The sequence below is a fragment of the Paenibacillus sp. B2(2019) genome (genome assembly GCF_008370385.1).
Taxonomy (GTDB): Bacteria; Bacillota; Bacilli; order Paenibacillales; family Paenibacillaceae; genus Paenibacillus_AQ.
In genome coordinates this window covers 480,476-505,602 of sequence record NZ_VTZR01000002.1, presented here as the reverse complement: position 1 = coordinate 505,602, position 25,127 = coordinate 480,476, and the positions used below count along the sequence as shown (strand labels likewise).

Annotated in this window: 26 protein-coding genes and 1 tRNA gene; 16 read left to right on the top strand and 11 right to left on the bottom strand. The window is 39.4% G+C overall.

The features are described from left to right. Positions 1-11 precede the first annotated feature (11 nt). Positions 12-1,304, bottom strand: coding sequence for a 3-phosphoshikimate 1-carboxyvinyltransferase (aroA, locus tag PAENI_RS02655; protein ID WP_042187311.1), 1,293 nt, complete (start codon positions 1,302-1,304; stop codon positions 12-14). 109 nt (positions 1,305-1,413) lie between these two features. Here aroA and PAENI_RS02650 point away from each other — a divergent pair, with 109 nt between their 5' ends. Continuing rightward, positions 1,414-1,719: a rhodanese-like domain-containing protein gene (locus PAENI_RS02650; RefSeq protein ID WP_149644164.1), complete on the top strand. Its 306-nt coding sequence runs from the start codon at positions 1,414-1,416 to the stop codon at positions 1,717-1,719. A 4-nt stretch (positions 1,720-1,723) separates the two neighbouring features. On the opposite strand, the gene PAENI_RS02645 is transcribed toward PAENI_RS02650, so the two are convergent. The 4 genes from PAENI_RS02645 to PAENI_RS02630 all read right to left on the bottom strand — a co-directional run bounded on the left by PAENI_RS02645 (position 1,724) and on the right by PAENI_RS02630 (position 6,399). Continuing rightward, positions 1,724-2,272, bottom strand: a complete 549-nt coding sequence (locus PAENI_RS02645; RefSeq protein ID WP_188114456.1) for a shikimate kinase — start codon at positions 2,270-2,272, stop codon at positions 1,724-1,726. A gap of 270 nt (positions 2,273-2,542) precedes the next feature. After that, entirely contained in the window at positions 2,543-3,958 is a 1,416-nt protein-coding gene (gene gndA, locus PAENI_RS02640; RefSeq protein WP_042187305.1) for an NADP-dependent phosphogluconate dehydrogenase, read from the bottom strand. 266 nt (positions 3,959-4,224) lie between these two features. Next, positions 4,225-4,821: a hypothetical protein gene (locus tag PAENI_RS02635; RefSeq protein ID WP_042187304.1), complete on the bottom strand. Its 597-nt coding sequence runs from the start codon at positions 4,819-4,821 to the stop codon at positions 4,225-4,227. Between the two features lie 288 nt (positions 4,822-5,109). After that, positions 5,110-6,399, bottom strand: a complete 1,290-nt coding sequence (locus PAENI_RS02630; protein WP_149644163.1) for an MFS transporter — start codon at positions 6,397-6,399, stop codon at positions 5,110-5,112. 96 nt (positions 6,400-6,495) lie between these two features. Between PAENI_RS02630 and PAENI_RS02625 the strand changes: the two genes are divergently transcribed. Continuing rightward, positions 6,496-7,971, top strand: a complete 1,476-nt coding sequence (locus PAENI_RS02625) for an aminotransferase class I/II-fold pyridoxal phosphate-dependent enzyme (protein ID WP_042126789.1) — start codon at positions 6,496-6,498, stop codon at positions 7,969-7,971. A gap of 130 nt (positions 7,972-8,101) precedes the next feature. On the opposite strand, the gene PAENI_RS02620 is transcribed toward PAENI_RS02625, so the two are convergent. Next, complete coding sequence (locus tag PAENI_RS02620; protein ID WP_042187300.1) at positions 8,102-8,413, bottom strand: DUF1292 domain-containing protein; 312 nt, start codon at positions 8,411-8,413, stop codon at positions 8,102-8,104. A gap of 80 nt (positions 8,414-8,493) precedes the next feature. Beyond that, positions 8,494-9,048, bottom strand: a complete 555-nt coding sequence (locus PAENI_RS02615; protein ID WP_042187298.1) for a copper amine oxidase — start codon at positions 9,046-9,048, stop codon at positions 8,494-8,496. A 164-nt stretch (positions 9,049-9,212) separates the two neighbouring features. Here PAENI_RS02615 and PAENI_RS02610 point away from each other — a divergent pair, with 164 nt between their 5' ends. Next, a complete protein-coding gene (locus PAENI_RS02610; protein ID WP_149644162.1) occupies positions 9,213-9,950 on the top strand; it encodes an MBL fold metallo-hydrolase in 738 nt (245 codons plus the stop codon). Positions 9,951-10,014: 64 nt separating this feature from the next. Here the strand turns inward: PAENI_RS02610 and PAENI_RS02605 are convergent, their stop codons facing one another. From PAENI_RS02605 to PAENI_RS02590, 4 genes are all read right to left on the bottom strand, one after another. Next, positions 10,015-10,254 (bottom strand): DUF3892 domain-containing protein, encoded by a 240-nt coding sequence (locus tag PAENI_RS02605; protein WP_042187294.1) that lies wholly within the window; start codon positions 10,252-10,254, stop codon positions 10,015-10,017. 85 nt (positions 10,255-10,339) lie between these two features. Then, positions 10,340-10,783: a GNAT family N-acetyltransferase gene (locus PAENI_RS02600; protein ID WP_149644161.1), complete on the bottom strand. Its 444-nt coding sequence runs from the start codon at positions 10,781-10,783 to the stop codon at positions 10,340-10,342. Between the two features lie 107 nt (positions 10,784-10,890). After that, positions 10,891-11,103, bottom strand: a complete 213-nt coding sequence (locus PAENI_RS02595) for a hypothetical protein (protein ID WP_076282950.1) — start codon at positions 11,101-11,103, stop codon at positions 10,891-10,893. Between the two features lie 104 nt (positions 11,104-11,207). After that, positions 11,208-12,284 carry a site-2 protease family protein gene (locus tag PAENI_RS02590; RefSeq protein ID WP_262495480.1) on the bottom strand — a complete coding sequence of 359 codons (1,077 nt, stop codon included), beginning with the start codon at positions 12,282-12,284 and terminating at the stop codon, positions 11,208-11,210. Between the two features lie 328 nt (positions 12,285-12,612). On the opposite strand from PAENI_RS02590, the gene PAENI_RS02585 reads away from it, so the two are divergent. The 13 genes from PAENI_RS02585 to PAENI_RS02530 all read left to right on the top strand — a co-directional run bounded on the left by PAENI_RS02585 (position 12,613) and on the right by PAENI_RS02530 (position 25,092). Further along, positions 12,613-12,915: a hypothetical protein gene (locus PAENI_RS02585; protein ID WP_042187286.1), complete on the top strand. Its 303-nt coding sequence runs from the start codon at positions 12,613-12,615 to the stop codon at positions 12,913-12,915. 131 nt (positions 12,916-13,046) lie between these two features. Further along, positions 13,047-13,118 (top strand) — tRNA-Val (locus tag PAENI_RS02580). A 140-nt stretch (positions 13,119-13,258) separates the two neighbouring features. Then, positions 13,259-14,173 carry a tyrosine-type recombinase/integrase gene (locus tag PAENI_RS02575; protein WP_316502728.1) on the top strand — a complete coding sequence of 305 codons (915 nt, stop codon included), beginning with the start codon at positions 13,259-13,261 and terminating at the stop codon, positions 14,171-14,173. Positions 14,174-14,212: 39 nt separating this feature from the next. Continuing rightward, positions 14,213-14,410, top strand: coding sequence for a hypothetical protein (locus PAENI_RS02570; RefSeq protein WP_149644159.1), 198 nt, complete (start codon positions 14,213-14,215; stop codon positions 14,408-14,410). Between the two features lie 2,190 nt (positions 14,411-16,600). Continuing rightward, positions 16,601-17,026 carry a hypothetical protein gene (locus PAENI_RS02565; RefSeq protein ID WP_149644158.1) on the top strand — a complete coding sequence of 142 codons (426 nt, stop codon included), beginning with the start codon at positions 16,601-16,603 and terminating at the stop codon, positions 17,024-17,026. Between the two features lie 34 nt (positions 17,027-17,060). Continuing rightward, positions 17,061-17,951 (top strand): SU10 major capsid protein, encoded by an 891-nt coding sequence (locus PAENI_RS02560; RefSeq protein WP_149644157.1) that lies wholly within the window; start codon positions 17,061-17,063, stop codon positions 17,949-17,951. 451 nt (positions 17,952-18,402) lie between these two features. Next, positions 18,403-19,215: a hypothetical protein gene (locus tag PAENI_RS02555; RefSeq protein ID WP_149644156.1), complete on the top strand. Its 813-nt coding sequence runs from the start codon at positions 18,403-18,405 to the stop codon at positions 19,213-19,215. Positions 19,216-20,043: 828 nt separating this feature from the next. Beyond that, a complete protein-coding gene (locus tag PAENI_RS02550) occupies positions 20,044-20,934 on the top strand; it encodes a helix-turn-helix domain-containing protein (protein ID WP_149644155.1) in 891 nt (296 codons plus the stop codon). A 127-nt stretch (positions 20,935-21,061) separates the two neighbouring features. Further along, entirely contained in the window at positions 21,062-21,202 is a 141-nt protein-coding gene (locus PAENI_RS31730) for a hypothetical protein (protein WP_188114455.1), read from the top strand. 4 nt (positions 21,203-21,206) lie between these two features. Then, entirely contained in the window at positions 21,207-21,602 is a 396-nt protein-coding gene (locus PAENI_RS02545) for a hypothetical protein (RefSeq protein ID WP_149644154.1), read from the top strand. Then, positions 21,565-22,062: a phage holin family protein gene (locus PAENI_RS02540; protein ID WP_223178894.1), complete on the top strand. Its 498-nt coding sequence runs from the start codon at positions 21,565-21,567 to the stop codon at positions 22,060-22,062. Before PAENI_RS02545 ends, PAENI_RS02540 begins: the two co-directional genes overlap by 38 nt. Before the next feature lie 114 nt (positions 22,063-22,176). Next, positions 22,177-23,757, top strand: a complete 1,581-nt coding sequence (locus PAENI_RS02535) for a terminase large subunit (RefSeq protein WP_149644152.1) — start codon at positions 22,177-22,179, stop codon at positions 23,755-23,757. A gap of 15 nt (positions 23,758-23,772) precedes the next feature. Next, entirely contained in the window at positions 23,773-25,092 is a 1,320-nt protein-coding gene (locus tag PAENI_RS02530; RefSeq protein WP_149644151.1) for a phage portal protein, read from the top strand. The last annotated feature ends 35 nt before the right edge of the window (positions 25,093-25,127 follow it).

The window sequence follows — 25,127 nt, the reverse complement described above, 5'->3', positions numbered from 1 at the left end:
CCCCCTTACTTCTATTGTACCCACTCCACATTCGCACCAAGCGCACGCAGGTGATCAAAGTATTGCGGATACGACTTAGCGACATGGTGAGCATCCTTGATCAATAGTGGTTTACGCGCTCGTAAACCTACTACTGACAGCGCCATAATTACACGGTGGTCGTAATGCGCGTTAATGGTCACACCACCTTCGACGCCTTCAGGCATCCCGTGAACGATAATTTCATCGCGGCGTTCCTCAACATTGGCTCCTGCACGAGTCAATTCTGCCAAGTAATCAGTTATACGATCACATTCCTTATACCGAAGGTTCTCAACGTTATAGAATCGTGAAGTGCCTTCAGCAAATACGGCAGCAGCTACCATAGCCAGCACCGCATCGGTTGCAGCATCTCCGTCGAATTCAACAGCTTTTAGAACGCCGTTCCCTTGTACGTGAACTGTTCCCTCTTTATGAGTAAGCGGTACTTCCATCATACGCAACACATCAACAATGGCTCTTTCTCCCTGCTTACTCTGTTCCACAAGTCGATGTACCTTAACATCTGACTTTGTAACCGCAGCTGCTGCTAGAATAGCCGCAGAGCCAGGATAGTCACCTTGAACGGTATACGTTTTTGCCGCATAGGCTTGACGACCTGGCACTTTAAAGGACATATAATCATCCGCCGCATGAACCACAATTCCAGCCTGCTCCAATACTTCTAGCGTCTGACCTACGACAACCTTAGATTTCAAATCATCAAGGACAATAATTTCACTATCTTCTTCAAGCAATGGTGTCAAGAATAATAGAGCACTTAGGAACTGGGAGCTGACAGCACCTGAAACTGTAATTCTACCCCCAACAGGTTTGCCTCCGCGGATCGTGATCGGCAACTTACCTTCATTATGCTCTACCTTCACACCAAGCTGTTCTAGAGACACGATCAGGTCGTCATGTGGACGTTTGCCCAATGAGTCAGGATACGTGTTTACGAATGTAACTTCAGGGCTCAGCGCAGCAACAGCCATTAGAAAACGTAGTACTGCTCCAGCATTCCCCACATTAAGTTCCTTAACATCCTTAGGTTTGCGACCAAAGCCTTGAATCACAATCTTCTCATCATCTTCTGTGAGTACAGCTCCCAAATCTGCAATACAACGACGGATGGCATCGCTATCTTCACTATGTGCCGGATGATAAATCGTACTTACGCCTTCTGACAATGCGGCAACCAGCAAATAACGAGTGGTATAGTTTTTGGAAGAGAGGGCCCCAAATTCTCCTTGCAGGGATGGCGTTGGCCTAACAATAACGTCCATAATATAAACTCTCCTTAGTAGATATAGTTGTATGTAGTGCTCGTTTGACAGGGTATTCCATGCTTGTGTTATCATTAAACCATTCTTCTGATGAAAAGAGGTCACAACCATGCATAATGTTCCACAAATTACACCGCAAGAATTGCGGCAGTGTCTAGAGTCAGGGGAAGACCTTGTACTCATCGACGTTCGTGAAGACGAAGAGGTTGCCTTCGGGATGATTCCCGGTGCACAGCATATCCCCATGGGAGAAATTCCACACCGCACTGAGGATATTCCAAGCGATGCCAAAGTGATCTTTATTTGCCGTTCCGGTGCTCGAAGCCAGCGTGTCTGCGAATATCTACAACAGTTTGGCTATCATGCTACAAATTTAAGCGGCGGTATGATTGAATGGAATGAAACACTCTCTTAAAAGCTCAGCCGCGGTAATGCATTAAAATATATTGCGACACTTCTGCCGCTGTCAGTCCCGTTGTATCGACCGTGTAATGCGCGAACAGGTAAGCTTCTCGACGGTCTTCCATGATACGTCTAACCCGTTCTTCTGCATTGCCGGCGAGCAGCGGACGATTCTGATCTCCACTAACGCGGGCAATAATCTCTTCTTCTGTTGCCGTTAGCGCAACCACATGCCCTTTACTCAGCATTAAATCTGTATTCCCCGGCGCCAATACCGCGCCACCACCAGTAGATATTAATTTATTCTCAGACTCTAGCATACGCTTTAGTACTGCTGTTTCCACGCTTCGAAAGTAATGCTCTCCATCTTCCGCGAAAATTTCTGCAATGCTTCGGCCTTCAGTTTCAACAATGACATGATCCAGATCAACTAGCTCATAACCCAGTTCCTCGGCCAAAATAGCGCCTACTGTTGACTTCCCCGTTGCCATCATCCCTACTAAAATAATGTTCTTATTTCTTTGCTCTTCGTTCAACTTTTTAAATTCTTCTGTATCCCCAGCCATGTCTATCCTCCAACCGCGATATTTGTCATATCATAACACAGGGTCAAAACATTAGACAATCTGCTTCACTTAGTAAATACACATCAAAACTTCAACAAAAAAGGCCCGAAAGCCTCCCCATTTCTGGTGAAGCAATTCGGGCCACTTTTTTAAAATATAAGAAAGTACAAGTTTCATGTTATACATTAACCTTATATTTCTCGCATAAACGCTTCTACCGTCCTTTAGGGATGCCGAAGGCGTTATTGCTTATAACCGTAATAAACTAGATTATTCTGCAGACATCCAGTTGTGGTGGAAAACGCCTTCTTTGTCTACACGTTTGAACGTATGTGCGCCGAAGTAATCGCGTTGAGCCTGAAGCAGGTTCGCAGGCAGTCTTTCTGTACGATAACTATCATAGTAAGCCAATGCGCTGGAGAATCCAGGTACTGGAACACCCATCGTTACAGCTGAAGCGATAACTTTACGCCATGCGGATTGGTAATTGTCCATAACATCCTTGAAGAAAGGATCAAGCAATAGGTTCTTAAGATCTGCATTGTTCTCGTAAGCATCCGTGATGTTTTGTAGGAAACGGGAACGGATAATGCAGCCACCGCGCCAAATTTTAGCCAACTCGCCATATTTCAGATCCCAACCGTATTCGTCGGAAGCTACGCGAAGTTGAGCGAAACCTTGAGCATAGGATACGATTTTACTTGCAAACAATGCTTTACGCACGTTCTCGATGAATTCAGCTTTGTCACCATCAAATGGTGTAGCTTCTGGTCCGTTAAGCACTTTGCTTGCTTCTACGCGCTCATCCTTCATTGCAGAGAGGAAGCGTGAGAATACGGATTCGGTAATCATGGACAAAGGTACACCAAGATCCAATGAGCTTTGGCTTGTCCATTTACCAGTTCCCTTTTGGCCAGCGGAATCAAGGATCACGTCAACCATTGGTTTACCAGTTTCTTCATCATACTGAGCAAAAATATCTGTAGTAATCTCGATCAGGTAGCTGTCGAGCTCACCGCTATTCCACTCTTTGAAAATGTTGTGAAGTTCTTTTGCATCCAGACCTAGAACGTCTTTGAGCAGCTGGTAAGCTTCACAGATCAATTGCATATCACCATATTCGATACCGTTGTGCACCATTTTAACATAGTGTCCCGCACCGTCTGGTCCGATATATGTACAGCAAGGCTCACCGTTAACTTTAGCTGAGATTGCAGTTAGGATTGGTTCAACTAGCTTATACGCGCTTTCTTGACCGCCAGGCATAATGGAAGGACCTTTAAGAGCTCCTTCTTCACCGCCAGAAACCCCAGTTCCGACAAAGCGGAAACCTTTTTCTTCCAGATATTTACTGCGACGAACCGTATCAGGGAAATAAGCATTTCCTCCGTCGATAATAATGTCGCCTTGATCAAGATGCGGCAACAGTTGCTCGATGGTAGCATCAGTAGCTTTACCAGCTTGAACCATGATCAGAATTTTGCGCGGTGTTTCCAGCGAAGCTACAAATTCCTCAACGGAAAATGTGCCTACGAGGTTTTTACCTTCCGCCTCAGCAAGAAGATCATGTGTCTTCTCCGGTGAGCGGTTAAACACGGATACGGAAAAACCTTTGCTTTCGATATTTAGAGCCAAATTCTTGCCCATTACCGCCAAGCCAATAACGCCGATTTGTTGTTTTGCCATCTGGTCCTCCACCCTTTGCACCCTATATTTTTGGGAAATCCATTTCTCGCAGTATAAGAATACCACCCTTTATCAGAGACAGCAAAGCCTGCCCTGCGAATAAAGATCAAATTCATCGACAAAACCATTGCCAATATGAAAATGATCACAATGACTATTTTAACGTTTTTAGCGCCAGAAGTGAACCCCTGTCTGCAAGTTCTCAAACAAATCTAAGACACCCCGAAATTCGGGGTGCCCCTAAGCAACTTATTTCGGCACCTTGTTTACCATTCTAACATATACAATTCCTTCGTCAAAAAGGTAAGCTGAGCTCGGCATTTCTCCGCGCGAATCATATCCTCAGCCTTAAGTGCATCATTTAATCGATCCAGCTGCTCATCCACTTCAATCCTGCGCTGGCGAATTCGTTCCTCTCCTTCAACAGAATAATAGAGCTTGGTCAGCTCCTCATCTGTGAGCATAGGACCCTTCTGATATAAGACTCGCTGCTGATAACCCGAGATTTCAACAAGACGAATCACTTCGCCGAACAAAATATTTTCAATAATGATCTGACGATCCCGGAAACGCTTTACAATGGCATGGCCTCGCATGTCCCCAATTAACTTCTCCATCCATTCTGACAAGCGAGCATCACGAATCATATAGTCACCCACGAGTTTATAGCCATCTTTGATCCTTTGAAAACGTAATTTCACCAGTTTACGACCCGTACGGACCGAAATTACAAAGACCTGTTCGTTCTCGCTCCAATATAGGGAATAACCTTTTTGAATCAAATCCTTGATCAGGTCCTGGATATGCTGTCTGTCGAAACGCAGCTCCAGGTTACAATACTCCACCTCGTCGTTTTTGTTCACGGCACTCCCCCCTAACTGCTTCACATCTGCAAAGCCAACTCAATTGTTGAATTCTTGATTTTTTATGGCTGCCGGACCTCTTCAAGTAGTAGTTACTTTTGCGTTCGTCTTAGTCTTATTTTATACTTCAGTTTATGTAGCGGTAACTTGGTTTATTGACTATTTTTACCCGCAACAGACTTTCTCCAAACGCTGATTCAATTTTTTATTTCTTTTAGTCCTTTTAATTCCTAAAAAAAGCCGCTGACAACTAATTCTCAGGTTGTCAGCGGCTTTTCACATCTAAGGTCAACTAGTTTTAAATTTCAACTTCGTTCTGTGTACAATTAGTAAATGCAGCCCAAAGAGCATCAACATTACAATTGCACTCATCAGAAACGGAACACCGTGACCTACATGGTCCCATAGTCTCCCTGATATCACTGGTCCTGCCACCATCCCTGAGCCTTGCAAGGTCAAGAAAAGCCCCCACACAGTCCCTCGTTCCCCCTTAGGCACTTGCTTAGCCAGAAAGGCATTCCATGCCGGGAGAATAAGCGCGTAACTTATACCGACCAATGCCACCGCGATAAAAGCAAGCGGGAGCCAGCGTACCTGTGAGAACAGGGCAAGGGAAAAGGCGGCGAGCAAAAAACCAATGTTCAGAAACACAGTTGTTCCTATTCTGTCTACCAGCTTGCCTGCTGGAATTAGAGCGAGCACCGTAATCCCACCACCGGCAATCAGAAGTAGGCTAAACTGATTTGGACTAACATGCAACTCCGTACGTGCAAACAAGGTAACTACAGGCGTCATCAAGCCAATGGCAAAAGCCTGAAGAAATAAGGCCGGATATAGTAGGCGACTGACTTTAAGCGTCGTTCTGACCTGATGTAGTGTTCTTTTTATACTTTCTAACGGACTAATTTTTTTACGTTCAACGACTCCACCAAGCCCCTGCATGTCCCTAACAACTGCATGAGTGCCACTTGACGAGATTCTTTTAGGTAGAAATAGGGCAACTACAACTACTACAGCAGCACACCCTAGCAGGACCAAAAAGGCTACACGATAGCTTTGTCCCCCCTGATCCATCAAAAAATTCACTACAATTGGACCGATTCCCGTTCCTGCGAGCGATGCCATCTCAACAGCACCCATAGCTGCACCACTGCTGCCGCTTTTAGTAGATCCCGCCAATTCCGTTATTCCGGTCATCACACAAGGCCAAAGCGGGGATGTCCCGATCCCAAGAATAAGACAGGCAATCGAGAGCGTAACTGCTGTTTTGGCATATATTATCATTCCAACAGCTACTAGGATCAACAACAAGGCACTTGTCATGGTCCAGCGAAATCCTATGCGCTCCATAACCCAGCCAGAAGGGCTACGGAATAGATTATCCCCCAAATACTGGAGTGCAAAGGCAAAGCCTACTACCGTAACAGATAGACCCAAAATATTCTCCATATATACGGGTAACAAAGCGACAAGTAACGACCCTTTAACAAACTCAACTAAAAAAATAATTACCCACATCTCCATGATAAATGGGGACGTCAAACTGATATGTGTACGTTGTGCAGCTTTTGTGGACATTCTATCACATCCAAATCCTAGTATTCTGTAGATTGTTTTGTTATACTGATGCTTGCCTTAAATTTTAATATTCGCGAAAGGTTGTGACAGCATTAAATGAATCAACACCGTACTCCCCTCTTCACAGCTTTAAAAAAGCATGCCGCCGGCAATCCCGTTCAATTTCATATCCCGGGGCATAAGAAGGGGCTAGGAACCGATGCCGAATTCCGTGAGTTTATCGGCGATAACGCTCTATCCATCGATCTAATCAACATCGCACCGCTTGATGATTTACATCAGCCAACTGGAGTAATCCAGGAAGCTCAGAAGCTGGCTGCGAAGGCTTTCGGCGCCGACTATACGTATTTTAGCGTACAGGGCACGAGCAATGCCATCATGACGATGATCCTCTCTGTCTGCTCACCGGGTGATAAAATAATTGTGCCGCGCAACATTCATAAATCTGTGATGTCGGCCATTATCTTCTCCGGAGCCAAGCCTGTGTTTGTCTCGCCTGTTCAGGATGAGAATCTCGGGATAGATCACGGCATAACGACCAGTTCGCTGGAACGAGCGTTAAGGCGTCATCCAGACGCCAAAGGAGTTCTAGTAATCAATCCCACGTACTTCGGTGTATGCGCCGACCTGCGTTCGATTGTCGACCTGGCTCACCGTTACGGTGTACCCGTATTGGTGGACGAGGCACATGGAGTACTGATTCATTTTCATGAGGATCTGCCGGTATCGGCCATGCAGGCCGGAGCGGACATAGCTGCCACTAGTGTGCATAAACTTGGCGGCTCCATGACGCAAAGCTCGGTACTGAATCTTAATGCTAAGACGGGTCTGATTAACCCGCAACGGGTACAGACCATTATGAGCATGCTGACTACAACATCTACCTCATATATTTTATTAGCGTCTTTGGATACATCAAGACGTAATCTCGCGCTGAACGGTCATGAAATGGCGGAAAGAACCATCAGACTGTCCAACTACGCACGCGAAACGATCAATACGATCGAAGGCCTGTACAGCTTTGGAAAAGAGATCCTTGGGACAGAAGCAACATTTGATCATGACCCAACTAAGCTTAACATTCATGTGCGCCATTTAGGGATCACAGGATACGAAACCGAAAACTGGCTGCGCGAGAAGTACAACATCGAAGTAGAACTAAGTGACATGTATAATATTCTTTGCCTTATTACCCCAGGTGATACCCAAGAATCAGTAGATAAATTATTAGCTGCACTTCGGGTGTTGTCCGCCATTCATTACAGCAAGGGTGAAATCTACGAACTTAAGGTTCAGGTTCCAGAAATTCCACAGCTTGCTCTGATTCCAAGGGACGCTTTTTATGCGGATACGCAGTTAGTTCCATTCCGTGAATCTGCTGGCTACATTATTGCAGAGTTTATATATGTATATCCGCCTGGAATTCCTATTCTTCTCCCTGGCGAAGTTATCACTCAGGATAACATCGATTATATTATTGACCATGTGGAGATCGGACTTCCGGTTAAAGGTCCTGAAGATCGCAGCATCACGAACATAAAAGTGATTGTAGAAGCCGATCCTATTTCCTAAGACCCATCATTTTCCTAAAAAACTTCATTCATTTATACAAAAACCCGATACCATAATAAGTATCGGGTTTCTGTATATAAACATCAACTGTCATATACACAATAGAACAGCTTAATTTAGTCGCTAAAATCTATTCTTGCTGAGCAAGGAGATTGTTGTAAGCTTCTTCAACAGCTTTCCATTCTTCTTCATCTTCGATATTGTACAATACCATTTCTTCGTCTTCTTCTTCCATACGCAGAATAATGCCATCCGCTTCAGGATTTTCCTTTTCTAACAGCAGCGCGTATAGTTTCTCACCGATGTCGAAAGTTTCAACCAATACCATTTCAACATCTTCGCCCTGCTCGTTCGTCAAGGTCAGCACAAACTCCTCGTGCTCATGGTCGTGATCATGCCCGCAACCGCATGCTTCACCATGCTCATGTTTGTGATCGCTCATTGTAATACCTCACTTTGAATTGTATTATCCTACATCTGGTATACTACCACGTTAGATTAGTTCAGGTCAATTTAGAAGCCTTAATTAAGAGCTGTAATTACCTTTTCTGACACAAGAACGTAATCCGCATTTTTGGAAGCTTTCATGTAGAAGCCTACCCGATATTTTCCGGTTTCTTTAAAATCATAAGTAAACTCCGAGGTCGGAAACCAGAAATTATCCTTCTGCGAGCCTTCAAGCTCCTGCGACTGAATATCCTTAACATTACCAGAGGGGTCCGTTATGGCTACTTTTACAGCTGAAACCTCTTCTGTTAAGCTATCTACCTGGGTTAATATTTTAATCTTAAGCTTGCCTACGTTTACGTTACCAAAGACCGTATTATCCTTAAAAAGAACAATATGAACATTAGGCTTAAGAATCGTCACTTTTCCAGATCCATCCCAATTCACTACCCCGCCCGCTTCTCTAGCGGGAATATATGTTTTTCCATCAATCAAATAACCGCCGTCTACAATTTCCGTCCCGTTGTTCCATACCCTGATTTTCTTACTCACAGAATCGGCGAACAATAAGGAGCCACCCATCAAGGAAAAAGCAAACACACATAAAGTGACTTTTTTCCATCTATTCATTTGAAACCCTCCAAATAATTCATGCTATTAATGTATACTTACTTTGTCTCAGCAAGTTGCGCTAATTGTAGGTAAATATTTCATTCATCTTCCGAAAAATGATATTATGTACTTGTTCAAAGTTGATATATTAGCTAACAGCGATTTTAGGAGGGTACTTTCTTATGAGTCTGAGCCTACAAATGCTAGGAACTGGCAATGCTTTTGCTAAAAACTATTTTAACAATAATGGCTTGCTACTAGCTGATGATTATACCCTACTGATTGATTGCGGGATTACAGCCCCACTTGCCATGCATACCATCGGGAAATCCTTCCGTGACGTAAACGCTACTCTAATTACGCATATTCATGCGGACCATGTTGGAGGTCTGGAAGAGCTAGCACTTACGCTAAAGCACGTATACGGGAAAACTATGAGATTACATTTACCTGAGACGCTTGTTGAGCCACTTTGGAACAACACCTTAAAGGGTGGATTATACCAAAAAGATGCAGTAGCCTCCCTGACCGATATCTTCGAGGTTAACCCTATGAAACCCGGAATTACGTACAAGCTCGCTCCTTCTCTTTCGCTCGAGATCATACATACGCCGCATATTCCTGGCAAAGATAGCTATTCCCTTCTAATAAATAATGAGATTTTCTACAGCGCGGACATGACTTTTCAGCCGGATCTACTTATACGCCTTGTCCGTGAGCACGGCATCCGAATGATTCTGCATGACTGTCAGCTTGGTGGATCAGGTGTTGTTCACACCACACTGGAGGAGTTAATGTCTTTACCTGAAGATGTTCGACGTATCATCAAGCTCATGCATTATAGCGATGAACAACCTCAATTCGTCGGGCTTACTGGAGAGATGGAGTTTATTGAGCAGCATGTAATTTATAAACTCTGATTATGATTAAAAAAAGACCGTACATTGACGTCCGATGACGTATGTACGGTCTTTGCCTTTAGAACTATGAGAAACTCGGAAGATTATCCAAATTGTTGGTTGGATCCCCATCCGCGTCGCCGCGAATATAAGTTCCTCCGTCTTTACCTTTAAAAGCATTCACTCCGGCAATATTTCCGGCCTGTACTTCTTGAAGCGCTTGGTCATACGCCAGGACACGTCCTGTAGAGGTCTGGAAACTGGTTAAATCTCCGTCTCCATTTTTCTGTACAGCTACGAAACTTTCGCGTTCGTTATTTGGCACTTCAGCTCGCCCCTTGCGCTTGGATTTGCCATCATATGGCACATCCTAGCTTGCTTCATGGAACGGTAAATTATGTGCACTATTTTTAAAGAGTTTTCTGCATCCGTACATGTAGAATACCTGCGTCATAAAAAGGTTCCGTAGAAATCACTTCATATCCTAGCTTCTTGTAGAAATTCTCAGCTTGGCACTGTGCATCAAGAATCGAAGCTTCCAGTCCAAGTTCCCGAGCAAGCTCTTCCATAGCTAGCAACAGAACACGTCCGTATCCTTTGACTCGATAATCTTTCAGTACGGCGATACGCTGCATTTTGGCTGTACCTGCTTTGTAATAAATCAATCTTCCCGTAGCCACAGGTACACCTTCATCTATAATTAGAATATGGTGCGCATTCGGACCGATAATATCGTATTCATCAATTTCTTCCTCAGCCGGTACCATTTGTTCCTCTACAAATACTTTGGTACGAATATCCAGCCCCATTTGAAGCTGTTCCTCTGTAGTTACCCGTAAGATTTCTGCCGCCATGTTAGTCCCAAACTCCTCTCTCTATGTATCCAACGATAGTTGTCTATTATATAAAAATTCGACTAGAAAGAAAAGCCTGAGCATGAGAAATCATCTTCTACGCTGCTCTAATCTGCAGAATATACTTCTTCAGGAATCGAACGATTGTATGTGTCTTGCATCACTGGTGACAATGGAGGGTACTGACCTTTTGGCTTTCCATCTAGGTTGGTCATTTCTTTGATTTCCATGACTTTTGTTGGCTTCGCCTCGGAACATCCTCCCAAAACCATCAGTAACAGCAAACAAACGCCGACTTCCCATTTCAAAAATTTAGGCATGGTTTTACTCCTTTCACCGTTCAACTGCGGTTATTCTCATTACAGCTTTGACGGTTCATGAGTTTTATAAACCATTGGATCACTTCATTGCCCGATTCTAACCCTTATAGATTCACATTTCCAACGACATGGACCATGTACATCATTCCTGCCAGAAAGCCAGCTAATACAAAATAAGCGATACCGTATTTCCAGCGTGAGCTAACCGGCACATCGTAATACTTATCGTTCTCGTAGACCGAATAGCTGATATCACAATTCATCTTAAGATGAAGCCCATTCTCTAAGGTCACAGGCTCTAGCTGCGAGATACGTACCTTTTCAATGATGCATTGTTGCGAAAGCGTAGCTCTACCAATATAGTTCAGTTGATCCCATCTCACCCCTACATACTGCTGTCTTTCCAAATCACTGTAAGTAGTAAAAGGTAAATCTCTTCTATGCTCTGGTCCTGGAATCATGTAGCCTGCATCTCTAAGTGGCTCTACTGGAATTAAGAAACTCTTCGTTACAGAATAAAGGCGATTGTTAGTGCGTCTCTTCACATATTTGTTATACAGATCGTAAGCAAATAACGCCCAAATAATAAAGAACAAGATCGAACGCATATAGATGATGATGGCTAAACCACCCACGAGCCCCACAAGCCACAGCCAGCGCGTCACCGCGGTTGCAATACGGCCGCCGTCAAGCGGGTGAATCGGCAGCAGATTGATCAGATTAAGTAAAAAACCTATATAAGCCAAGGAATAGAGAAGTGGACTATCCATGTAATAAGCCGCCCCAAAAACGGCTGTAGCCCCAATGGTTCCTAAGATCGGACCTCCAAAAGCAATATAAGCTTCCGTCTGGGCATCCAGCGGCTGTTTTTTCATTGTAATTAAAGCTCCCAAAAACGGTATAAACAGCGGAGCGCTGACTGGAAGCCCGATCCGTTTCGCTGCTATTACATGTCCTAATTCATGGACTAGCAAGAGCAGGACAAAACCCACGGCAAATCCCCACGGGTAAATCAAAGCATAAGCCCATATTGAAATCATCATTGATATTAACGGCCCGGCAATTTTACCTATTTTCAGAAGAGACAGAATTGCCTTTCCTTTAAACAGGAGCATCGCCGCCCCGCCCCCCAACCATTTCCATGGCGTGGAAGAATCCTTTTTCTGCTCATTTTGCGGCAAGTTCTCAAGCTCCTTTTTCTTTCAATTTTTATCTAACTGCTGTACATTACCATCCATTTTATCATAAGCGCTTAAGGAGTATTTCCATAAAAAAGCACTTGGCTAAGTATACGACACAACTTTTAGAATCGTTTCAACGTCAAACAAACAGATAATGGATAATTTTTACTATTATTCAAGGGAAGAAAGTGATTTCGCTCCAATACACAACCACCACCTCACACAAAATAACCCAAATTTTATGGTTACCCTATAGGCTAACGCCGTGAACGTTATAGGCTACGAACCATAGACTGTTATCAGGGTTATTCAATTGAGGAGGTTATTTATGGATACAAATGCAAATTTACATCAACAGGTCAGTTGGAATTGTATGAACAAATACGTTGGTATTACAACGACTGACGGTCAGTCCTTTGATGGCTTTATTGCCCATGTAGATCAAAACTATGTTACTCTTGCGGTTCCTAGCAACGAAATGGTAGAACGTTTAAACGGAATGCCTACACACGAATCGGCGTATAGACAATTTGGATTCCGGCCTGGCTTTTTCCCAAGACGTCGCTTCTTTCCACGACGCATCCCTTTTTTCGGTATAAGCGATATATTTCTACTCCCGTTCTTTATCTGACGTGGCTCATGGGGATGGAGCGGCATCCCCTTTTCTTATTATTTTAAAGACTATGTAAACTATCATCCCTATAGATTGTAAAAAAAGAATTGCCATCCTACTCTATCGTATGGTATTATGAAATTCGTCGCAGGACGGTAGCTCAGCGGGAGAGCACTATCTTGACAGGGTAGGGGTCATGGGTTCGAACCCCATCCGTCCTATATCTCCAATTGTAGCAAGGGTTTGAAGCATATTCTTCCCTTATCTATAATTAGTGGTCACACAGTGACACGTTTATAAAATAAAAGACCATCACATTTAAGGACAATAATCCTTGAAAGTGGTGGTTTTTTGTATGCTTATGAAGTTTGCATTATCAGAGTTTCGCCAAGATCGTGAATATCGTAATGTCTCTGATCGTACTCTAACCGCTTATATGGGTTTGTTGAATGAGTTTCACCAATACTGTATTCAGCATGAGATCATTAATGTTGAAGATTGCACAGCATCCTTCGTTAAACAGTACCTCCTTCATTGCAAGGAAAAAGGCAATAACCCCACAACGGTAAACACCAAGTTACACATCCTTAAGATATTCTTCAATTACTTTGAAACTGAAATGGAAGTCTTCACTCCTAAAACCAATCCAACTAAACGAATTATCTTTGCTAAAGAAGATGTTAAGATTGAAGTTTTCAACGATGCTCAAATTAAACAAATGTTACGTTATTACCAATCAATCAAATATCGTGATAAATCCTTATATGCCTATCGAGATTACTTTCTAATCATTTGGTTATTAGGCTCTGCATGTCGTTTAGGTGAAACAGTAAGTTTAAGATGGTCAGACGTTGATCTAGTCAATCAAGTTATAACCGTTAATGGTAAAAAGAGAGTTGCCAGCAGTATACCAATGTCAGACAGATTAAAACGTGAATTTGTAGAGTATCGCATATTCATTGAAAAATACTTCCCAACCATGCCTGAAACAGTGTTCACTGATCGTAATGGGAAACAGTTGACAGATAACGCCTTGAAAATGGTATTTAAACATTTAAAGGCAATTATGAACTTCAAATCAGTACGTCTTTCCTGCCATACCTTCAGACATACAGCAGCGCATAAAATGATTATGGCTGGTTGTGATATTGGTACAATTCAAAAATTACTTAGACACAGTAATGTTAATATGACCCTGAAATACTTCTCACTTTGGGGAACGGCATTAGCCGAGCAAAACGAAAAATTCAACGCTTTGAACAATTTGGATATATAACATCTTTAAAAACTATAATACTAAGGGAGATAATTAAAAATGAAAACAACAGTAAATGCTGAAATCGCTAAATATGCTTTGGTATTAACCGTCCCATTCCAATCCGTTGGAGTAACTGTAGGTAAAACTTATCCAATACTGAAGAATGAGTTTGACGGTGAAATGTATGTGACTGATGATGAAGGAAGACAAAATTCAGGTGCGCTCATGATGTGCGAAACAATGCTGTTCGTGTGATTCTGGAGATGTTAGGTTTTTCAAAAACGCTGAAACCCTTGTAATCATAAGGGTTTTTTGTGTATTTCAATGACATCTTTATCAGTATAAGTAGCGAAATGCTAGACTTTTTAGAAAAACGCTGAAAGCCTTGCGGCAGTAAGCATTGAGTCACTTTTCGATGGTTTATTTATCAGTATGGTATGCGGAGTAGCGAAATTAGGTTTAACATGGTTTAGAAAACATAAATATACGATGAAGAACCCATATGTATCAAGGGAAAACGATGATTTTTCGTGTTCTATTTATCAGTATGGATACAGTGGACAGTCTATGGTATTTATCAGTATGGGATATAAAAATGTTAGCATTTAGAAATCAATTAAGACTATTTAGAAATCCCTTTATTCTCCGTATTTTATAAGGCTCAACAGGTGTAAAGTAAAAAACGCTAATAAGGGATAAATAACGTTAATATTTAGTTTGCATTATTAGTCGATGCTCCCTCCTCCCCCATACCCCATAAAACAAGTCTTTCATTACAAAGTCTCTAAAAAGAAAATAGAAATGTCCAAGTTTAGAAATCATCAAAACACCCTTATAAATATTGACTTTTTTACCTCTTTTCCAAAAACGCTAATAGGGAAGATAACAGCAATAAAAATGTCCAAGTTGATTGATTTTTCATTAAACGTTGATTTTTCAATCTCTAACACTCAAGTTCAAGTTGAACCTGATCCTTTCAAATCAATAATAACCCTAGAAATCAACAAACATGAGAGAATCTTAATACTCTTTTAGGGTGGCAGATGAACATAATGTTAATCTGACAAATGGCGAAAATAATGGAACGCTGAGTTTGATTCTTATTTTTCTCGTTACGCCTGATTTCCAGCCTTTAAATGATACTTTTCCAATGTCTGAATATACACGCTTGATAAAAATAGCGCTACAAATCAACGTATTGTTCAAATTCCTTAATGGTCTTTTAAGGAGAGCAATAGTTTAGTCTATGTCGCGAAATGTGGACAATTGGTTATTCTTCGTTAAAGTCAATGTTTATATGAGTTTTTTACTCAGTTCCATAACGAAAAAATGCTTAACTTGGACATTCTATTAATTTCAACTCTCATTAAACGTTGATTTATCAAGGTATTTCAATAATATGTAAATATATGGTTGATGGCCTTTTAAGGAGACGTTATATTCTCGATAAAGTAGAGAATTACTCTATTAGTCGATAAATCCTATATGTAGCATACGTTTTTCTATTCATTTTCAAAAAAAGATACTGCTATACAAGGGAGACGTATCCGATATAATGATTCACGATTACTATATATAAATAATGTGTATGTTTAGAGAATGTCTAAATCCATTGTTACATAGGGTTTTCTGTATATCGAGTCTATTTCTTATATATGGAAGAAAGAAATAAATGCTCGTTAACTCCATAAAGTTAATAGGTGTACACATGTCGATAAATCCTATATGTAGCATACGTTTTTTATTCATCTGTGAAAATAGATAATGCTATACAAAGGAGAGGACTCAGGGGCGAAAATAAAATTTTCTGCATAATGTTCAAGAACCCATATATACCATTGGTAAATAGCATATTTGCGAGAAATAGATAATGTTATACAAGGGAGATATTGCGGATTATCGCAAATCACGATTTCAGATCAAAAACGGCACACTTTTAAAATAAATAGTACTTAAAATCGGCACGAACATTGGCTTTTTTGATGATGTCCAAGGTTCCCATATGATAGGGGTATGTTACCAGTTAGAACCTTATATATCAGTATAGGAGACATATTTAAACATGTAATCAAAACGACGGAAACGAGAACAAGTTTAAACCAGCATAAACCCTAATATAATAAGGGTTTTTATTAATTCATCAAAAAAATTAGATGTGTGTTTAAGGGGGATAAAAAGAATAATATCTAATCAAATAGAAATGCTTGAAAAACCTTTATGTACCAAGGGTTTTAAGTCACATTTGATTTTTTATATAGATGATAGAATACCCAACTTTTCATTGAATCCATGTTTCAACGTGGGTTGAATGAAGGATTGGTTATCCTTCGCAAACTTCATATCCTCTCTTTACATATGAGTGACGGCTTAATTTTCAGCACGTCTCTTTTTTTGTAAAAATTTTACTGAGGATATACCAATATCAAATTAGAGAGGATGGAACGAATGGAATTTACACCAGAACAACAGGCACACATTGATCAGATGTTAGCCGACACAAAGACAACATGGGAGACAGAGGTATTAACTCCGCTTACTACTGAGCGTGATGAGTTACTTGCATTTAAACCTGTTACAAAGTCAGACGCAGAGAAAGCACTGGAACAACGTGAAGCAGATTTGTTTAAAAAGGAAGTTGGCATTGAGTTGAAAGCAAATAAACTCGATGACTTTGCTGAATTTCTGAATGTTAGCAACGCTGATGAATTGAAAGTTAAGGTTACACAATTAACCAAGATTCTCGAAGCAAGAAAACTCAACAATGGTTATGTCCCTGATAATCACAAACAAACAACAGCCTACGATCAAGCCGCCGCTAAGAATGATGTAAATGGCATGATCGGTGCAAAATTAGCAAAACTGTTCAACTAAAATAAAAAACTTAAATTGAAAAGGATGATCATTAATGTTTAAAACTACTAACCTTACTGCTGGCGAAAAGATTTCACTGGTGAATGAAATTGCGAAAATTGGTATTCAGGATACTCCTCTTACTTCCCTGTTGATGGCTAAAGGACTTGTCGGTAAAGCCAATGGAACTATTCAAACTTGGAGAGAAAAGACGCTTGATACTACTGATGATATTAGTGTTGTTGAAGGTAACGAATCCCCTGTTTTCTATGAATCGGGTCGCGCTGAACTCAATAACGTTTTGCACATATTTCAGAAAGGTTGCTCCATTTCCGGTACAGCCAATGCAATCAATGTAACTGGTCAAGGTAATGTATTCTCTGGTGAAGTTGCTGACCGTCTGCTTGAAATTAAAGTGGCTATGGAGAAAGCACTCACATCTGGTACACGTAATGATGGCTCCCTGACTCCTTTCATCCGTAAGATGGATGGTATCGAGAAATGGGCACATGCTTCCAACGTTCTTACAGGAGCAGCGAGTGGTGTTATTACTGAGGATGAAGTAAAGAATACAGTTAAGAAACTATGGACACAAGGTAATCAATCAGGTCAATACTTCGCATTAGTTAATGCAGACTTGAAAGAAAAAATTGATGGCTTGTACAAGGACAAATACAGTTATATTGCACAACAAAATGTATTTGGTTTGATTGTTGATACCATTCGCACAAACTACGGTAGCATCAACCTTGTCCTGTCACGTCATGCAACCGCTGACAAGATGACAATCTTTGATGCTGGCGCTCTGTCTCTTGACTACTTGCGTCAACCTGAGTTTGAAGCATTGGCTAAAACCGGAGATAGCGTACGTGGTTTGGTTACTGCTGAAGCAACTCTACGTGTGGGCAGCAAGAAAGCCGTTGCACAATATACATTGAAAGCCTAATACATACCATTAAGGTTGGTGGACTATTTCGCTGACCTCTTTATAGTTACATATTTGATTGGGGTTTGTATTCAATACAGACCCCTTTTATTTTTATAAATTTATTTAGGGAGATAACTATATGAACACGGAAAGAATGGAGTGGAAAATTAAAAGGATTCAGCGACAGATTAAACAGAACACCGTAGCAGCACATTTAAATTGTTCCAGCACTCTCATATCTCTATACGAAAACAATAAAGGTGACATGTCAGATTACAGAATCGCCCACTATAAGCAATTTATCAGCAATGACTAAACTATAACAAGGCAGGTGTCAAAAATGATTGAATTTATTTAACTCCCTTTGGTGAAGACGATTGGCTACCGTAAAAGGTAAATCCAAACCAATCATTTTTATCTGTAGGGAGCACCATAAGTTTCGAGTTAGATGGTTTCAATTCATCTAATTATGCAAAAACAACTTAAAGACAAATTTCCACAATGGTGTAATGAAACACAACAAGGTAAATATAATCTATGTATGTCCGATGACTTAGATTCCCTGTTCTCTTGTTCAATCCTCTATAAATTATTCGGCTATGAAATCAAATACTTCTATGACTTTGATTCAATTTATTCTGCACCACACATACATAAGCCTACAGTATGCGTTGATATTGCTATCGAGCAAGGAATGACATGGGATAATCATGTAGTTAAAATAATGCCAAATGACAAAGTAAATCCTCAATCAGCAAACATAAACGCAATCAATGGTACAAACCGCAATAATTATTTTACCAAGTATGCTGGTTCTACCCTCTTACAAATATTTTCATATTACAACATCCCTATCCCCAAGAGTAGAGAAGCCCGTTTAATCCTCCTAGCCATTGATTCTAGTTATATGGGACATTACAACAAGGATTTTAAGGACACTCATAGACGCTATATGGAACAGTTAGAATTGTATGATTTAATAGATGTATTGGAGCAGGAAACGTCTGTACAGGCGTATAACGATGTTAAACGTAAGTATAATTTAAACGGCAAGATTTCAGTTAACAACGGACATTTATATACCACAATTGACCTTGTAGCCATGCAAGGCTTATTTGACGTTGACTTGAAATTGTCAGAAGAGAATTTTATTAAAACTTATGAGTTCAGTGTGCGTGGTAGACACCCTGCTATTGGAATGTCAAAACCCGAGGTATACAGTTTTGCCTTAACAGGTAGAAATGAATTCAAATATACGACAGCAGGAAATAGTGTAGTTTAAATAAATTATTGAGAGGACTAGGCGAAATTGCCGACCCCTCTTTTCTATTCACACAACAAAGGAGATAATAAATCGTGGAAAATACACAACGGTTTTTTTATTGTTATGACAAACGGCTACGCAATCAGTTAATGAAGAATAAGCAATCTTACATATGTTCAGGACTTCATCAACAAACACTAAATCCATTCTGGCAGTTTCCATTCACTGAAGAATTGGTACGTGTTATTTCAGAGTATAATTACAAATCTAAATCGTAATATTAACAACCTTAAAAATAGTGTGACAAAACTAAATCGAAAAACCGTTGATACATAAGGGTTAAAGGCGTGTCATTTGACAGAATAAACAAAAGGGTACACATATACCGATAATAGTTTGACAAAACATGTAATAGGGTATATATTTAGGAAATATATTTTTGACAAAATGCCCCTAAAACGGATATATAGTGCATTTGAGTAAAATGACCAAAAAACCCTTATTATATATGACTATTTTGAACAATATACATAATATTCGATTTGACAAAATGATAAATAGGCTACAGTGTTTCAACGGAATAGTATGACAATATGATGCTAAAACGGATACATTTATTACTATATATAATAAGTAAGATATAAATATAGTAATTTTTCATAGTACAACGCTACGCTTATTCCCTATTTATTAGATTTCAACTTCGTTCAAAGATTAAGTTCAAAAGAGGTAAACCTTAAACATCAAGTTCAAAAGCGCTGGAACATGTATTAATTGTATTTTATCCTCTACTCTTATTCAACTTTATTCATTATAGATTTATAAATTAGTCAGGAGATGTGTTAAATGAAATTTGTAGATAGTCACATTAAGGTTAAATCTAATTGGTTTGACAAAGGTAATACTTTTAGTAAGGTTGGTGCAGATGCTTTCCTACTCTATCTAACACTGTATAGATATCATATTTATAATCAAGATAAATGTACATTCGCAACCAGTTTGAAGATGTTGAAGAAAGAAACTGGATTTACTATTGATAAAACCAAAGAATTGTTTAAAACTCTTATTCGTTACAAAATTATCGAATGCTCTGTCACAAGATGGGATAGATATGAAGATGATGGATTTATGCTTGTTACAGCGCTTGATTTGCCTAATACCATAAGAGAAGAAAGTAAAAAAGGTGTACAATATGATGCTCCTGTTACGGATGCAGACCATTACATAAGCATTGATTTGAGAATGATTCAATACTACTTAGATAACAGTTTAAGAAGTTCTGAGGTTGCCTTTTATTGCTTGATTCGTAAGTATAGCAACAACATTGAACATAAATGTTGGATGTCTATAAATAAAATGGCCGATACTCTCGGAATGTCTAATGATAAAGTTCATAAGATGATCCATAAACTTAACCGTATGAGATTGATGGGTTCACAGTATAGACAAAACGGAACACGGATTATTAATGGTGTCAAGAAAATGTCTTATCGCTATGATCATGTAATTTTCGCAAATATCACCACATTGGATGATTTCAGAAAATCGTTTGAATCAATTATTGATAAGAATATCAAGAAATGGGATAAGCAAAAAGATAGAAAAAACAAACCTAAGACAAGTGTCAACCCATTTATTGATGATGAACTGAATTCTGATGACATTATACTCGAAGAACAAGAAGATTATGAAACAGTGAATGAGTATGAGAACATGAGTGATGACAATCCATTCTAAGCAATAATTCATAAGAGTAATTGTATGAATCTGAACGTCAACTACATAGGTAAGGTAATTGGGAGGGTGAGCAATCGACCCTTCTTTTTTTGTTGTTTAAAATAAGGAAATCAAAGGAGATAAAACGATGAAAAATGTAATAAAGAAAATTCGTACGAAGTTGATAAAGGTAGTTCTTTATATGTGTCTAGGATTTGTAATCTCAAGTGTTTATTTGAGTATCCGTGGAGTCGTTATTGAAATCTATCGTGTCTGCTTTGGAGGTTAAGAGAATGACTATGACAATTTATGATGTGTTAAAGAAACTCCCTGTTAAGAAGCAATTATACATAAAGTACAAATTTAATATCTGGATGCAACATGAACGGAATATGACTGAAGAAGAGTTTCTGAAACAAGTGGATTTGAAATCTATGGGTACATATTACCGTTGGGAAAGGACTCCCGAATTTAAACATATTACTTCAATTGTGTTGGCAACTAAACAGGCAAATGACTTGTTAACTATCTATGAGAATCTGAAGAAGAAAGTTGAAGCAGATCCTAATCCTAAGGATATTGAAATGATGCTCAAGTTAATGAAAGAGATCAATCTGCACAATAAAGAAGCGGAGAAATTCTTTGCGGCTGATGATGAAGATGATAAGGATGATGATTTGGAGTTGTAAAGGGTTGTCTCCTTTGGAGGAGCCTACATTGAATGGAGGTGACAAAATGGAACGAACAGATATATTTATCAAATCAGTAATTGGAGTTGTTACAGGATTAGTATCATGGATGATTGGTGGATTCGGATTAGTTTTTACTGTACTCATTGGTCTGATGGCTATCGACTTCATAACTGGATTCATGGTAGGAATCTATGAAAAGAATATAAACAGTCGAATCGGTACTATGGGTTTGATTCGTAAAACATATGTAATCCTATTAATAGGTGCTGTGTATATGGTAGAGGTTGCTGTATTAGGCAGTCATGGAATAGTAACAGATGGAATATCAGGTGCATTTGTATTAGTGGAATTGGTGAGCATAACAGAGAACGGAGGAAAACTAGGTGTTCCCCTTCCCGATAAAGTTAAGAATCTGATATTAGTGTTGAAGAATAAGGATAAATCAAAGGTTGAATAAAAATACATAGTATACATAAGCAATGTTTGTATCAGGTGTAAAAATCAAATAGACGTTCACAGGCTCTCCGCCATCTTGACGGAGTGCTTTTTTTACGTTCAGGAAGGAGTATTCATGGTAGTAGCAACGGTAAAAAAGAAGAGTAAGTTTGATATGGTTATGGATGATTTTTCTTTATTTAGCAAGAACTTTGTTAAGATATTAGACAATTTAGGAGACTTAATTCCATTTGCGTTCAATCCTGAACAAGCAGAATTCGTTAAGACGATGGGTAAATTTAATATTATTGCAAAAAGTAGACAGTTCGGATTCTCTACTGTCTCCCTCGCCTATTGTTTATGGAATGCAATAAATCGACCTAACTCCAGTTATATGATTGTTTCACAAGATAATAAACAGGTTTCTGTACTATTTGGACGCTTAAAATTAATGAATGATAATCTTCCAAGGGATAAATACAAATTCCCTGAAACAGTTAGAGATAATCGAGATGAATTAGTGTTATCAAATGGCAGTCGAATACAAGTCAGTCCACCAAATGTTAATATTGGTCGCGGTAGTACATATCAATATGTATTGCTGTCTGAGTTCGCTTTCTATGACCTAGATCAATCTAAACTATTAACGTCTGTTACACAAGCATTGGCTAAGAATCCAGATAGCAAGATTGTTATCGAGTCCACTTCAAATGGTACTTCAAATCATTATTATGAGTTGTTTATGAAGAGTTGGAAAGGTAAAACCAACTATAAGGCATTCTTCTATGGATGGTTATCGGCAGCATATAAAAATCAATTCAAATACGAACACGAAATATCTGAGGAATGGTTTAAACTAAATAACAAGGGTCAACGGTTAATGGCTAAGGATTTATCAGATGAAGAAAAGAAAATACATGATATGGGTGCAAATTTAAGGATGCTCATGTGGAGACAGTGGAAACTATCTTCTATGTCATTAATTGATTTTCAGACCGAGTTCTGTTCATTCCCCGAGGAGTCATTTAAAACGAGTGGTCAGAATGTATTTGATCAAGGTAAGATACTCGAACGAATGGAAAATGTCCTCCCTCCTCTCTCTATAGATGAATTGAAAACTGAATTACCTGAAACGTTACTTAAATATATAGGTAAAGGTTTGAATGTCTACCATTTACCTAAACGTGGAGTAAAGTATTACGGTGGCTCAGATTGTGCCAGTGGTTCAGGTGGGGATAGTTCAAGTTTATCGTTGATGGATTCTGATGGGGTTCAAGTATTAGCATTTGCCAGTAACAAAATTAGCGTATATGAGTTTGCGGAGTTTCTGAATATATGTGGTCGGCTATATAATTACGCTTTCCATTGTGTGGAACGCAACAGTTTTGGATTGCCAATAATCGAACGGCTTAGAAATGATTACAGTTACATGAATCTATATAAACATAAGACATTTGATTTAAAGGGTAATAAGAAGTTTGCTCTTGGATGGCTCACAACAGATAAAACTAAAGCAATCATGATAAGCGACTACAAAGAATCATTTGAGAAGGGTTTAATCCTTGTTAACGATAAGGAGACTCTTCAACAGATGATTCTTTTTGTTGAGCAAAATGGAAAAATGGGCAACAAAAAAGGTGCTAATAACCATGATGATATGGTTATTGCTATTTCCCTGAGTGTCCAAGCAATGAAAAATAACAAATGGTATGTCTAATAAGGAGCGTGTGAATTGGGTACAATCAATGAGTTTATTAATGACTTTGGATATAGTAATGAATGGTTCGTTGAGTATGTTAATGAGGTTAACAATCAAATGAGAGTTATGGGGATTCTGGATATTAAAGAGTATTTGTCTGGTGCTCATGCTATTAGCAAGCGTCCAAATGAGGTATTCAACGGAAAAGAGTTCGTTCCTAGACGCATTATTTTAAATTATGCCGTTCGTTTATTGGCTTTTGGAACTGCATACTTAATCGGGAATAAGGTTACTCTTACAGGCAATGAGAAGGTTGTAGACGCAATTAAGAGTGTTTATAAGAATGGTTATGATAAACTCGACTTTGACTTAGTGCATAGTGTAAATCGGTACGGCAATGCATATGAGTATGTTTATGTTAAGGATGGCAAGATTACAAGTAAATTGATTGATGTGGCTGACTCCTTCCCTGTTGTATCGTCTGATAATGAGTACATTGCATTCGTTGAATCATATACAGTTAGCAATGTGACATTCTACAACGTCTACTATCCTGACCGTGTTGAGAGATATTCTAACGGTGGTGGAACATTACAAAGTCGTGGAACATTTTCTAATTTGAGTGGATTGCCTGTGTTATATCGGAATGATAATCCTATTGATGATGTGTATGGTAGGAGTGATTTGGAAGATTATCAGACTATATTGGATTCAATGGAGGATCTCCTTAGTAAGAGTGTCGATGCTTTCCATCGTTTTATCATCGGGACACCAATTATAAAAGGGCAAATGTTGACTAATAACGAGGGATTATCTACTCGAATTGTTGGACAAGGATTAACATTAGATTCCGATAGTGATTTCTATTACGCACAGAATAAGTTTGATCATGCAGCATTTGAAACGTTGTATAAACACCTAATGACTAGTTTACTTGATATTAGTTCTTGTCCAGGAATTGTGATGGGAAAAGTTGATATCTCAAATTTGAGTGAAGTATCCATTAAACTATTGTTCTCCCTATCTAACCTTAAAGCCATGATCGGTGAGAAGTATATAAAAGAAGGAATGAAGCAACGTAATAAAAAGATTAGACGATTGTTAGAGTTGCAGGGGATTGTGTTTGAAGATGCTGAATGGGATACATTGGACATAGTGTTCCAATATGCTCAACCTCAGAGTGAGAGTGATGTTATTGATAATCTGAAGGTGTTGAAGGATATGGGAGCAATCAGCGTAGAAAGTATATTGGGACACTCTCCGTATACGACAGATGTGAATACTGAGTTACTAAGATTAGACGAAGAAGGAAACAAGAATACTGCTGTTGTCGATGATGGAAACAAAGTTTAATAGTAATGACTATGATTGATATCAATGAATAGATA